The 12,497-nt window shown below is 43.9% G+C and carries 15 protein-coding genes; 5 read left to right on the forward strand and 10 right to left on the reverse strand.

Features of this window, described 5'->3' with window-relative positions; all coding sequences use genetic code 11:
* Nucleotides 1-17 precede the first annotated feature (17 nt).
* Complete coding sequence (locus U719_RS13825; protein WP_235147600.1) at nucleotides 18-653, reverse strand: YveK family protein; 636 nt, start codon at nucleotides 651-653, stop codon at nucleotides 18-20.
* A gap of 338 nt (nucleotides 654-991) precedes the next feature.
* Between U719_RS13825 and U719_RS13830 the strand changes: the two genes are divergently transcribed.
* Nucleotides 992-2,260, forward strand: a complete 1,269-nt coding sequence (locus U719_RS13830) for an O-antigen ligase (protein WP_023469402.1) — start codon at nucleotides 992-994, stop codon at nucleotides 2,258-2,260.
* A gap of 28 nt (nucleotides 2,261-2,288) precedes the next feature.
* Nucleotides 2,289-3,047 carry a homing endonuclease associated repeat-containing protein gene (locus U719_RS13835; RefSeq protein WP_023469403.1) on the forward strand — a complete coding sequence of 253 codons (759 nt, stop codon included), beginning with the start codon at nucleotides 2,289-2,291 and terminating at the stop codon, nucleotides 3,045-3,047.
* 60 nt (nucleotides 3,048-3,107) lie between these two features.
* Here the strand turns inward: U719_RS13835 and U719_RS13840 are convergent, their stop codons facing one another.
* On the reverse strand, nucleotides 3,108-4,103 hold the full coding sequence (locus U719_RS13840) for an ATP-grasp domain-containing protein (RefSeq protein ID WP_023469404.1): 996 nt from the start codon (nucleotides 4,101-4,103) through the stop codon (nucleotides 3,108-3,110).
* A gap of 16 nt (nucleotides 4,104-4,119) precedes the next feature.
* Nucleotides 4,120-4,644, reverse strand: coding sequence for a VanZ family protein (locus U719_RS13845; protein ID WP_023469405.1), 525 nt, complete (start codon nucleotides 4,642-4,644; stop codon nucleotides 4,120-4,122).
* 203 nt (nucleotides 4,645-4,847) lie between these two features.
* Here U719_RS13845 and U719_RS13850 point away from each other — a divergent pair, with 203 nt between their 5' ends.
* Nucleotides 4,848-5,267 carry a helix-turn-helix domain-containing protein gene (locus U719_RS13850; protein ID WP_023469406.1) on the forward strand — a complete coding sequence of 140 codons (420 nt, stop codon included), beginning with the start codon at nucleotides 4,848-4,850 and terminating at the stop codon, nucleotides 5,265-5,267.
* Between the two features lie 48 nt (nucleotides 5,268-5,315).
* Here the strand turns inward: U719_RS13850 and U719_RS13855 are convergent, their stop codons facing one another.
* The 3 genes from U719_RS13855 to U719_RS13865 form a co-directional block, all read right to left on the reverse strand.
* Nucleotides 5,316-5,627 carry a hypothetical protein gene (locus U719_RS13855; RefSeq protein WP_023469407.1) on the reverse strand — a complete coding sequence of 104 codons (312 nt, stop codon included), beginning with the start codon at nucleotides 5,625-5,627 and terminating at the stop codon, nucleotides 5,316-5,318.
* 141 nt (nucleotides 5,628-5,768) lie between these two features.
* On the reverse strand, nucleotides 5,769-6,506 hold the full coding sequence (locus tag U719_RS13860; protein WP_023469408.1) for a hypothetical protein: 738 nt from the start codon (nucleotides 6,504-6,506) through the stop codon (nucleotides 5,769-5,771).
* Nucleotides 6,499-7,695, reverse strand: coding sequence for a hypothetical protein (locus U719_RS13865; protein ID WP_023469409.1), 1,197 nt, complete (start codon nucleotides 7,693-7,695; stop codon nucleotides 6,499-6,501). Before U719_RS13865 ends, U719_RS13860 begins: the two co-directional genes overlap by 8 nt.
* Before the next feature lie 371 nt (nucleotides 7,696-8,066).
* Here U719_RS13865 and U719_RS13870 point away from each other — a divergent pair, with 371 nt between their 5' ends.
* Complete coding sequence (locus U719_RS13870; RefSeq protein WP_023469411.1) at nucleotides 8,067-8,960, forward strand: helix-turn-helix domain-containing protein; 894 nt, start codon at nucleotides 8,067-8,069, stop codon at nucleotides 8,958-8,960.
* On the opposite strand, the gene U719_RS13875 is transcribed toward U719_RS13870, so the two are convergent.
* Both U719_RS13875 and U719_RS16965 read right to left on the reverse strand, forming a co-directional pair.
* A complete protein-coding gene (locus U719_RS13875; RefSeq protein ID WP_023469412.1) occupies nucleotides 8,961-9,329 on the reverse strand; it encodes a hypothetical protein in 369 nt (122 codons plus the stop codon).
* A gap of 289 nt (nucleotides 9,330-9,618) precedes the next feature.
* Nucleotides 9,619-9,792 carry a hypothetical protein gene (locus tag U719_RS16965; protein ID WP_023469413.1) on the reverse strand — a complete coding sequence of 58 codons (174 nt, stop codon included), beginning with the start codon at nucleotides 9,790-9,792 and terminating at the stop codon, nucleotides 9,619-9,621.
* A gap of 72 nt (nucleotides 9,793-9,864) precedes the next feature.
* On the opposite strand from U719_RS16965, the gene U719_RS13880 reads away from it, so the two are divergent.
* Nucleotides 9,865-10,446: a TIGR00730 family Rossman fold protein gene (locus tag U719_RS13880; protein WP_023469414.1), complete on the forward strand. Its 582-nt coding sequence runs from the start codon at nucleotides 9,865-9,867 to the stop codon at nucleotides 10,444-10,446.
* A gap of 159 nt (nucleotides 10,447-10,605) precedes the next feature.
* On the opposite strand, the gene U719_RS13885 is transcribed toward U719_RS13880, so the two are convergent.
* Nucleotides 10,606-11,559, reverse strand: a complete 954-nt coding sequence (locus U719_RS13885) for an ABC transporter ATP-binding protein (RefSeq protein ID WP_041255206.1) — start codon at nucleotides 11,557-11,559, stop codon at nucleotides 10,606-10,608.
* A 15-nt stretch (nucleotides 11,560-11,574) separates the two neighbouring features.
* Entirely contained in the window at nucleotides 11,575-12,372 is a 798-nt protein-coding gene (locus U719_RS13890) for an ABC transporter permease (protein ID WP_235147601.1), read from the reverse strand.
* Between the last annotated feature and the right edge of the window lie 125 nt (nucleotides 12,373-12,497).

Genomic DNA, 12,497 nt, shown 5'->3' on the forward strand with positions numbered 1-12,497 from the left:
GTGTCTCCTCTCCTCTCTCATGAATGGGTGCGGGGAATTGCTTTCGGATAACTATCAGTGGATTCACGTGTCGCTTCCTTTTTGCTTAACGAGCGAGAATAGACGATCAGGAGTCCGAGCATCAGACCAAGGACGCCACCGATCCCTGTATTCATCAGAATGTTCGGTGATACGGGGTTCGTTGGAATCCGTGCACTCGAGAACACTTCCGTCTTACTCGTGTTAATCAGTTGCGGGAGATAGTCCTGGAAGACTTCCGTCATCGTATTCGCTTGAATCGCTGCCTGCTCCGCCGAACGATCTGTGACGGATAAGGCGATGACTTGCGAATCGAGATTACTCGAGACCGTCAGACGATCCGTCAAATCGAATAACCGCTTGTCGGTGACGTTCATCTTTTGGGCGACCTGATCGACGACCTCTGGGCTTCGTAAGATATCTTGATAGGTACTGACGAGTGTCGGCGTCGATGTCGCCTCAGCGTTCGCTTGAGGAACGACGAGGATGTAGGCCGTCGCCTCGTATGTCTTTGGAATGACATACATGCTGAGTGCATATCCAGCACCCGCGAAGAGAATCATGAAGAGTGCGAGTAGCCACCAGCCGCGTCGGAGCGTCGTCAAATGATCTCCGAAGGTTTTTCTTTGATGCATCGAGCTCACTGTTGTTCACCTCTTTCTAACTTGACCGAATGGATGGACATTGGTTATATCTACACCTTATTTCCAATCGAATCCCAAAACAATTAGAGCTTGGTGGAAATGATTATATTTTTTTCGGTAGCTATCTCGCTTGCGCAACACTAGTTCACCGTATGAATTCATGTCACGAAAAAAACGCGATTCACGAAAAAATGATCACGTTTTTCTTAATCTTTTTTCATTTATCTGCATGATGTTTTGAAAGATAAGGGTAAATACCAATTTGATGATTAAAAAGTGTTCAAATCGGTAATAAGTCCTATATGAAGGGTGGATAGTCTTTAGAAATCATGTTAAAATCAGCCAATATACCCACATCGTTTGCCTTATCCATCCTAGTCGCTTGGATCATGCTCGATGCTTGGATTCGTCCCTTATCCTTCACGGACGAAGTGTTGCCGAAACAGTGGTCTCTTTGGTTGCTTCCGGTCTACATCGTTCTGTTCAGCGTCTGTTGGCTCATCTTACGACCGTTCTATCGCGCCAATCGGGCGAGAGGACATCAAATCGCACTAATTTTTCTGATTTACCTGACATTTCATATCGTTTTTTTCTTCTTTAACACGAATACGGATCGTATTCTTGCTTCGCTTTACCTCATCTCGACTTGGCTGTTCGTTGGCATCGTCTCTTCGCTCTCGCGTACATCAATCGAACAATGGCAACGGCTGTTGTGTCACTTTCTTTATGGACAAGCCGTCTTTCTCGCTTCCTATGCCCTCATCGTCTCATTTGGTTCAGAGTATGTTCCGGTCGAAAACCTGCAATGGCTTCGGATCGGTCCTTTGTCATTTCCTCAACTGTACGTCGGGGAACAAGGTTCATTCCTTCGCCTCGCTGGTCTGATGAACAATCCGAATACGCTTGCAGCATGGCTTGTTCCAGGCGGACTGTTTGCTTGGTTCTACTTGCTCAAACAGTTCCCGCGTCGGCAAAGCTTTCTGCACGCCGTCCTCCTCCTTCTCATCATCGTCGCGTTACTCAGAAGCGGTTCGCAGACAGGAATCTATTCTTTTCTCCTCCTTGCCCTGCTGACGAGTATTCGAATGGTTCCGGGAACGAGACAGCGGGTGCAGGTGACAGCATGTTACGTAACGGGCAGCTTGATCCTCCTAGCCGTCTTTACGTTTCAAGGACTGCTTCCCCGTTTGCTCAGTCTCAACGGACGATTGACGCTTTGGCAAGCCGGATGGCGCGCTTCCGCTGATTCGCTTTGGTTCGGGCACGGGATCGGAAGTGCCCCACGCGGACTGGAGGAACAACTGAACGAACAAGTTCTCTATACGTTCCACAGTACACCGATCACTTATCTCTATGAATTTGGACTCATCGGTTGTTTGCTGTACGGCGCAGTCTTTCTGTATCTGTTCTATCGACTGTTTCGGATTCAGACAACGGATCTCGCGTTTCTCGCACTGTTGCTTGCAAGCTGGCTCGGACTACTTCAATTCACGGAAAGCATTCTCGTTAGACCGAGTGGATTTTATTTCATTTGGCTCAGCCTTCTCGCTTATACGTCGCTTCGTCGACTTCCACCTCACGACAGTACCCACACCTAGAGCACCTACATGAAAGGGGTATGACATCATGAAGAAATGGACAGAACAACAAGTCATCGATAGCCTAATCGAAGCTAGTATCGAATATCCCGCTCTCGACGCAAAGACGTATGCGCGCTGGTCGGTCGGAAAAGACATTCCATCGATCACGACGATCATCAATGTATTTGGCTCTTGGCGTGAAGCACTCCAAGCGGCTGGTCTCTCATCAATCCGTCCGTACTTTTCAGATGAAGAGATTCTTGCTTTCATCAAGGAAGCATCGACACGCTTACACCCGTTCCATAGCAACAGCTACCGGGAATGGGCAAAGGCGAAACATGGCCCCTCCTTGACATTGATCAACTTACGCTTCGGTTCTTGGTCACGTGCACTCGAAGAAGCACACATTGAAATGACACGTTCTATCTCGATGACAGAAGAACGTATTATCACGGCACTGCTCGAAGCTTCAGATGTCCTTCCACGTCTGACGACACAGACGTATGCGATTTGGGCACAAGAAAACGGACATCCGACAGTCGCGACGATTGCCCGTAAATACGGTTCATGGGCAGATGCCCTCGCTTGCCTCGACATCGCACCGCCTCGCCGGAAATGGGTCGAAGAAGATGTCCTTGAAGCACTGCGGCAGGCACAAGAAGAATTACCTTCCCTCAGTATCATTCATTACCGGAAATGGGCAGAAGGTCGCTCGGTTCCGAGTACCTCGACGATCAACGCTCTCTTCGGTAGCTGGACCTCCGCCGTGCAATGCCTCAAGCGTGCACGCGTCTCTCTTTCTTGATTCTGCTCTTCTACCTAAAAGGAGTGGTCCGGTCTCGACCGGATCACTCCTTTTTCGTGCCTATGATTTTTTGATTTGCTCAAGCAGCGAGGCAGGCAACAGCGTCACCGTATCGTGCTTCAATAAATAGATGTCTTCCACATACGCTCCGATGCGTCGGGGATTACGTTGCCCGTGGAGATTGTTTTGAATCGCTTTCGGAAAATTGACGCCACATTCATACGCATGCGGGTACCCCCCACCGAATCGCGGATTGATCTCTGATAGGTAGAGCGTTCCGTCCACATCGAACAGGTCAAAATCAAGCGGACCGATAAGACCGGTTCCATCTAAGACCTGCTCGACCAGTTCAAAGACATCATCGCGTTTAACGGAACGACTCTTGTCAGTTTCTCCTGCACGCATGACGAGTTTCTCCTTGATGAAGATATCGGTCACTTCATGCGTCAGCCAGTCGACATAGACATCGACACCGAGCTCTTGTCCTCTTAAGTATTCTTGAATCAATAAATCGGGATAGGTAGCGAATAATCCTTCGACGACCTCAAGTGAAGAAACCGCCTGGACATGGAGACTGGCACTCCCATTGCGTGGTTTGACGAAGACTGGGAACTGGACCTCCCCTTGCGCAAGTGCGCTCCGGAATGCTTTGAGCGTCACGTATGTCCGCGCATGCGCGATCCCTTCCGCGACACAATACGTATACATCGCGTACTTGTCGAAACAGAGACGACAGGCATCCATCGGTGAGACGAGGACCGTGACACCGATGGCTTCAAACTGTTCCGTCGCCGCTGCAAGTAACTCCAGTTCAGGATCAATCAATGACAATAATGCTGTCACCTGTTCCCGCTGGCACAATTCAAGTAAATGCTCGATATAATCCGGTGCATCGATCCGTGGTACGAGATGATGGCGTTCCGTCATATAGAGACCCGGTGCAAGTGGACTACAATCCGCGGTACTGACATGACCGTTTGGCATCTCATGGACAAAATACTCGACCAGTTTCGTCCGACGACCAACGCTCGTCATCAATAAATGGGAAGTCTTCATAAGGCAGTCTCCTTCGTTAAAAGTGATGCCTGTTCTTTTCGTGCTGGAAGGAAAGACTTCCTGCTTGGCGTCGTACTTTTTTCCTATAGACGAGTAGATAACATCCGATTCCAATCAAGGCACCCGTTCCATCGAGTAAGACATCTTGAATGAGTCCTGTCCGGTCCCCTGTCAAAATCTGATGAAACTCATCAAAGACCGCTACCGTGATTGCTAACGAATAGGCAAACAAGACGGCCAGTCCTGTCGTTAGGCGACGACGCGTCAAATCAATCAATCCCACACCTAACACAAGAAACGTTGAGACGTGCGCGGCTTTTCGAATGAAAAATTCAATGAAGCCACTCCGTCCGAGTGCATCAACACTGACTTCTCCGTGATACGAGAAAGAAATGAAGCGCAGATGATCGACGAATCCTAACGGAATGAAGCGCGATAACCCTGGTTTGATGGATTGTGCCTGGTACGGCATCGAACTTGAGATAAAGAGGACTAAGAGAACGGCGAGGACAACATAGCCGGACCATGTAATTTTTTTCATGAAGACACTCCTTTTTTCACATACACCTTAGAATAGCATGTGATTTACCTCAGCATGACTATCGCTTTAAAAGCCAGATTTAGTATTTCACCATCTTTTTATTTCCTTATTCAAACGTTTTTTACATTTCAAAGGTTTCTCCCGTACGATAAGTGGTTAATTAGTACTATACACGATGACCTGAGGAATAGGAGTGAAGCGCTATGAATCGCGCACTTGGAAAAAAAATCATGCAACTACGAAAACAGCACAAGTACACCCAAAAGCATCTAGCCGAAAAATGCGGTGAAACTGCGACGACGATTTCCGCATATGAACGCGGACAACGGATGCCAACTCCCCAATCCCTCGAACGCTTAGCACTTGCTTTAAATACAACAATCATTGATTTGATTGATCCAAAGCATGTTCAGCACCCATCTCTGAATGAATTCATACAACAAGCGCTCGAACCGACGAAACCTCTTGATTTGAAGCTCGTATTAGAGGATTTACTTGTTCACTTGAGTTTATCTAAAGAAATTTATTTCGATGGTAGACTGATCTCAACTACAGTTCGAGAAGAGATGGCGACTTCGATTGATCATGCGTTAAAACGCGGATCAGCATCGATCGAAGCCTAAAAAGAGAAAAGGCATGGGGCGTAATCGCTCCCATGCCTTTTCTTTGGATTAATCGGTTTTTACGACATGATCGATGTACAATTGATTTTCTTCATATGTTGCCTCCAACAGCCTTCGGAAAAAAGTGTTTTGTTTAGTTTTCTCCGAAACAAACACACGATCATATCGTTGATGTGTCTGTTTGAGAAGACTGAATTTTAGCGTTCGAAGTTCTGAAGAAAAAAACAATTGAATACCGTGATGTCCGAAAGCATCCATTGCTCTCGATTCTTCTAAGAAGTGAAAGGATTCGTCTGGAAACAAAGTCTCAATGAACGATAGACAGCTTTTTTGAAAGGTAGTTTCGTTCTGATTTTCCATGATGGTCCGGCTCCTCTTTCTCATGATGTACTTTGAATCGTAATACAAAACTTCTGTATCTCAATACCCTGCCTTTAGACCTATTCAAACTAAACTAGGAGATATATTTTTAATTTATTCTCCTTCTATTCTATCAAAAGCTTATTGTTTATTGAATTCAAGAACGACAATTGTTTTTCCTTCATATATTGATCGACCTTCATAACGAGAGAGTTTCGCGAATTCAAATAAGGTTTCAGGTTTGTATAAGTAATCGATTGCATAGCTTACTTTTTCTTCGCTACCTGATTTTAAATACGCATTAAATAAGAGTCGTTCGCCATCTACATGATGACCAAAGAACATTAAAGTATCATGTATCCGTCGAGTCGAAATGGACTGCTCTGATTCTCTTAGATAAGGAATATCGTGCAACGAAACGAGCAGTTTTCCATGTACACCTAAAAGTTGACGTATGTTCCGAAAGAATAATAGCAGTTCCCCACGGTTGTAATGCATGATGGTCGTACCAGGAAGAACGATCCGATCAAAGAATTCAGGACCTACGACGTCTGTCACATCATGGCTCCAGCCATATACTTTATGACGGTACGGTGTATCGATTTGATGTGTCCGAATCATTTCTGACTCGATCAAATATAAATCGTATCCTTCATCAGATAAGAGATTAAAGAGTTTTGGATCGAACGTGCCGTAAAACAGAACCTTCTCTTCTTTTTGTAGATAGCGTCGATAAAACGTCAATTCATCAATTTCTGTGACTTGCTTCGCTTCTTGATACAGTTGCCCAAAACGTTTATCCGCATAAACGTGATCGAGTACTTCAACACGTGAATAGCTTCCCTTTCTTAAAAATGGACCAAATAATACGTCACTCATGATACATCAACTCCTTATAGTATCGAATCGCTTCTGCATAGTCTGCTCCAAGTCGTTCTGGTAATACGTCAAATTGTTCTTTTTGATCAGCTTCAAGAATCCACAAAAATGCTTCGTTCGTTTCGAATAGTTGCATCGATGTTAAATCGAAAGCGAAATACCCCTCTTCGTTTTGAATACCAATCAACGTGAGTGGACCGATACGTCCAATCGTTCGTGGTAATTCTAAATCTGAATAGGGTGTAACAAATCGACTTTCACCTGAAAATGATCCTGCGAGTTGATAGAGTAACGGAAATAACTCGAGTTCCTTTGGTGTGGCCATTGCCTCTAACTGCCCTGCTCTTTGCTCAACCATTAGAGAAATGTCCGAACTCAACCGATCGGTTTTCTGTCGATCCGCATAGATACCATCTTCAAAGAAAAAAAGACGATGTGAATTTTTCAATCCAGCTTGTGTCGCATAATCCAATATACCGGCAAATCGTTCGTTTTGAATCCACCCGGTATTCTTCCAGCGCTCCAACTGACGAGCGAGTTCTGCCCGAGATAAAACATCAAGTCGTGTTTCAAGCGGTGGGGACAGTGTATCACCGAAAGCAAGAAGGACTGGCGTCCGACTCATTAATTCAATGATTGGTAGATCGTGACGCATCGGATGATCGAAATACACGATACTATTCACTGTCATCGATGTGAAAAAAGATGCCGGAATACGATTCAACAATGAGCTATCTTCGATATAGACATGCCGCAGCGGTTCTGGTTGGAATAGTGAAACATATCGATGAACGCCCGTCATTAAAGACAATAACTCGTTTTGAACGATGGGAAGCACTAACTTTTCATCCTCAAATATGAGAGGTAGTTCTAAACCATTTAGAAAATCGGGTTGTCCAAATACGATACCACCTTCCGCTCGAATTAAATGAAACTGAACGTGAAGCATCTGCTGTTGCAAATAAGCAACCAGTCGTAATGTCCGTTCTCCTTCACCTTGTAGAATAAAGAGATAATGTTCATATTCTTGAAAATCCATATAATCCAGTAAATCCTCGAACGTATGCATGTCGTAATCAAAAACATCTAAAGAAAAACGATGGGTTTCACAAAAGTGTCTCATCGCTGAAGAGGGACGTGAGCGTTGTAACCAACCATCCTGTTCTGATACGATCGTAATTCCTATCATGTGATTACTCCTTTCTGATGAAAATCATGCAAAAAGGACTTCATCCCACATACGAATGAAGTCCTTAGAATGATTCAAGCAGTCTTGTTTCTATCTTTCTTAGACTTAGCAATGGTTTGATCCATTTCCCGATGAGCCAAGGGGGCGACTGAGACGGTAGCAGCATTGAGACACCAAGCGCAAGAAGTCATGTTACGTCGCGTTTCTTTTAAGATGAGTGTCATGGGTGTACCCCTTTCTGAATCAAATACGGCGGGCGATGAAACATTGATATGAAATCAAGTAAATCTATGGTATCCCTTTGCAATCACTTCTATAATAGAAATGGATACTGAGTAACAGTTCAATTTTCATGAAAGGACGAGGATCCAATGGATCATTTCACGTCACCGCAAATCGGTTTAGCGTTACGTCGTCTCCGAAAAAAACACAACTTGACACAAAAGGACTTGGCAAGTGGAATCTGCAGTCAAGCAGAAATTAGTAAGATCGAGAGTGGTACACATTCGCCAACAGTTGAGTTGTTATATGCGTTATCAAAACGATTACAAGTTTCAATTTCTGCTTTTTTAGATCCTAATCGTCAACAAGATTCACTTAAGACGATCGACGAAGATTTATTATATCGCTTTAGAAATTTAGATTTTGAATCTATCTATAAAGAGAGTCAAAAGATTTTAAAGCAGCATGATTCTTCTTTTGAATATGTCTTACTCTATAAATATTACTATTATATTTGTTCATATCGGCTTCAAAAAATCGATTATCGAACCTGTATCGTAGAGCTCCAAAACTTATCAACAGAATACCTAACATCTCACTATTCGCCTAATATGTTGATTCGTATTAAATCAGCTATTGCGAATCTATACTCTGAAAATAAAAGTTATCAACACAGTATTAATGTTTATGAGGAAATCCTAAAATTAAACTTTGATAGTGATGATTTAGTGACTGAAAAAATCAGAATCATGTATAATTTTTCTAAGATTTTATTAGAGTTCTCAAAAAATGATCAAGCTTTACAATTAATTGATGAAGCAATCGAAGAAAGTCTTAACTTTAAAGATATGTCTCTCTTAGGGCAACTGTATTCCCAAAAAGGAGATTGCTTAGAGAGACTAGGTGCTTCGAAAGAAGGTATACTTGATGCGTACGATAAGGCGTATTTTTTGTGTGATTTGCTCAATATGAATCACTATAAAAAAATTATTGTTTCAGTGCGAAATAACTATTTAAAAAATATAAGTGAATCGATTGAATAATTACGCCCGCTTCGTAGCGTATTCTAATGGAAGACGTTCAATCGCTACGTCACGCTTGACTGAGTACTCAAGTGGTAAACGTTCGATCGCTACGTCACGTTTGACTGAGTACTCAAGTGGTAAACGCTCGATTGCTACGTCACGTTTGACTGAGTACTCAAGTGGTAAACGCTCGATTGCTACGTCACGTTTGACTGAGTACTCAAGTGGTAAACGCTCGATTGCTACGTCACGTTTGACTGAGTACTCAAGTGGTAAACGCTCGATTGCTACTTCTTTATGATCAAGTTGATTTGCAATGCCAACTCCAACAGTAGCAGTCAATGAGAAAGCAGCAATTGCTAAACTTAATTTCTTTTTCAAGTTCATATAAATAACCTCCTAATTTTTTTCGTCTGGCTTTGTAACAACATCATATATCCTTAGACCCCCTCTAAATATTCGAATACGAATATTTATGTTATTTTACACATTATTCATTATAACCATTACTTTTGACACGTATCATATGTCCTGAATACTGTCCTTTTTTTACAAACTATCCATCAAAGTGTTGAATTTGTGTATGAAAATAGATTCTTTTGAATATTCCATCGCTTTATTTTTTCAAATCTAAATAAAAATGCTCGTTCAACTCATTAGAGTCGAACGAGCATTTTTATTTAGATGATTGTCGTAACGCAATGACGTAAAAGATACCGAGTACTACAATCACGCCTAGTAGTATTGAACTAATCGTCGTCCGAGTCGATGTATCGGGCATCCATATCCCAAGTCCTAAATTGATTGCTGCGATGATTAGGACGAGCCAAACAATTGTACGTGGTCGCATATCAATCTCCTTTCCATTCTGCCTTCCCATCGTCGAATATGCTATGGTGGAAACAACGAAGGAGGTTCTTTCATGAATAGACTTGCTGTATTTTGTGGTTCCAAAGATGGTGCCGATTCACTCTTTCGAGAGGCGGCAGGAAAACTCGGTCAAGCGCTCGCCGCGCGCGGCATCGGACTTGTATATGGAGGATCACGCGTTGGAACGATGGGCGCAGTCGCAGATGCTACGCTCGCTGCTAAAGGTCAAGCAATCGGTGTTCTTCCCCACTTTCTTCAGGAAAAAGAACTTGCGCATCCTGGACTAACCGAACTGCATCTCGTCCACTCGATGCATGAGCGAAAAGCCAAAATGTCAGAGCTCTCTGATGGATTCATCATTCTCCCGGGTGGTCCAGGAACGATGGAAGAATTTTTTGAAGTTTTCACTTGGGCACAGCTTGGACTTCATGAAAAGCCATGTGGTGTACTGAACATTGATGGCTACTATGATCCCTTGATTTCCCTATTCGATACGATGGAACGTCAAGGATTCTTGATTCCCGAACACCGTGCGATGTTGATCGTCGAGTCAGATGCTGAACGTCTTTTAGAACGTTTTGCAACGTATGAAGCACCGCGCGTCAAAACCTATATGGATCGTTCACAAACCTGATGAAAACGGAGTCTTGAACTCCGTTTTTTTTGATTACATTTCTTGATTTGCGATGATTCCTTCTTTTTCCACTCTCCTTTAGCATTCTTCACTCCTTTTACTAATTCCTACTTACATGATATAAAAAGCCAGATACCGATTGGTACCTGGCGCAGAGAATCAAAAGAAATTTAAGATTGCGTCGCTGAGATTCACCAAAGATGGCGTCTCATCAACGACCATTAAGCTACCTGCTGCGAGTACAAGAATACCTAGCGCAGATAAGATCAATGCCGGATGTTTGATGTTTTCCTCTGAATCCGTATTTTGTTTCCCGGATCGAGCATTAGCAGCTTGTGCTTTTAAACGGTCACGCCGAAATTGATGTTGCTCCTCTTTCGACCATTTTTTATACTCCGCAAGAAACTTTTTGTACTCCGGTAAGACATCCTTCGTCGTTCCGTCGAGGCGGACTTGACCGTATTCGAGCCAGACGACCCGCTCACAGAAGCTCTTGATTTGCGAGAGTGAGTGACTGACGAAGATGATTGTCTTCCCTTCTTCCTTGAATTCGTTCATCTTATCGATACAGCGGTTATAGAAGGTTTGGTCCCCGACCGATAACGCTTCATCGACGATCAGGATGTCGGCGTCGACGTTGACGGCAATCGCGAAGCCGAGGCGCGACTTCATCCCACTCGAGTACTTCTTGATCGGCTGATCGATGAAATCACCGATATCCGCGAAATCGATGATGCCTGGCATCCGACGCTCGATTTCCGCATCATCCATCCCAAGCATGAGACATTTCAAGCGGATGTTCTCACGCCCCGTCAGGACATTCTTTAATCCTTGTGAGACGGCGATGATCGCGACTTCACCATTAATAGCGACGTCTCCTTCGTTTGCATAGATGATTCCTGAAATCAAGTTCGAAAGTGTAGATTTACCGGAACCGTTGATTCCGACGAGTCCAACGACTTCACCCGAGCCGATTTCAAGCGAGATATCTCGCAGTGCAGTGAATGTTTTAACGCTCTTACTTTGATTCTTGAACAAGAGCTTGAATTTTTCTTTCGTAGTCGTAACCATGTCGAAGCGTTTCGTGACATGGTCGAGTTTAATCATAGACATGGCGATTTCCTTCCCTTAGACGAGCTCAGTGAATGATTTACGGAACTTGATATGCAAGAATGTTCCGGCTGTGAACAAGAGGAGCGTCACACTCCAGAAGTACAGTCCAGTTGGCCATTCCTGCCAGACCCAATGTCCTCCGAGCAGACTCGCCCGGTATCCTTCGACGAGATAGTAGACCGGATTCAGGCGAAGGACACCGTGCAGGGCGTCCGGGAACCGCTCAATATTCCAAAGAATCGGTGTCATATAAAAAAGCATCCGCATCATCGATTGCAAGAAGAGCTGAATATCTTTGACGAGCGTAATGAGCGTTGAAAAACAAAGTGAGAATGCGTAGACGAAAATGTATGTCGCAATCATGTAATAAGGCAACTGAAGTAGTTTCCATGTAATCGGAATTCCATTTGCAAGGATGACGATGAATACGATCACAAGCATTGCGAAGTGTTGATACATCCGTGACAAAATAACGTATGACGGAATGGCACTCATCGGGAAACGCATCTTCGTCACCATCGCAAGTCGACTATTGATCGAGTTCGATCCACGTAATAAAGCATCGTTGATAAAGAACCAAACGACGATCCCACAGAGAAGCCATACGATGAATGGAATGTTTCCATCGACATTTTCATTTCCCCGAAGACCGACACCAAAGACGAACCAGTAGATGAAAATTTGGAGACCCGGATTGAGGAGTTCCCATAAGAGACCAAGGCGTTGTTCTGCGTGCGCGGACTTAATTTCATATCGCGCGAGCCGGCGAATCAAAGGAAAGTTTTCAACCTGTTCCCGGATGATACTTTTCATTTCTTTCAACATAAGTGTAAGTTCCTTCCGATTTCATGGTGCATGTATTTGTAATTCAATGAATTCTGGATCAAATTCAAACAAAAAACGGGTTCTGTCCGCGATTCCTCAAACGAACATTCCTC

Source organism: Exiguobacterium sp. MH3 (genome assembly GCF_000496635.1).
Classification (GTDB): Bacteria; Bacillota; Bacilli; order Exiguobacteriales; family Exiguobacteriaceae; genus Exiguobacterium_A; species Exiguobacterium_A indicum.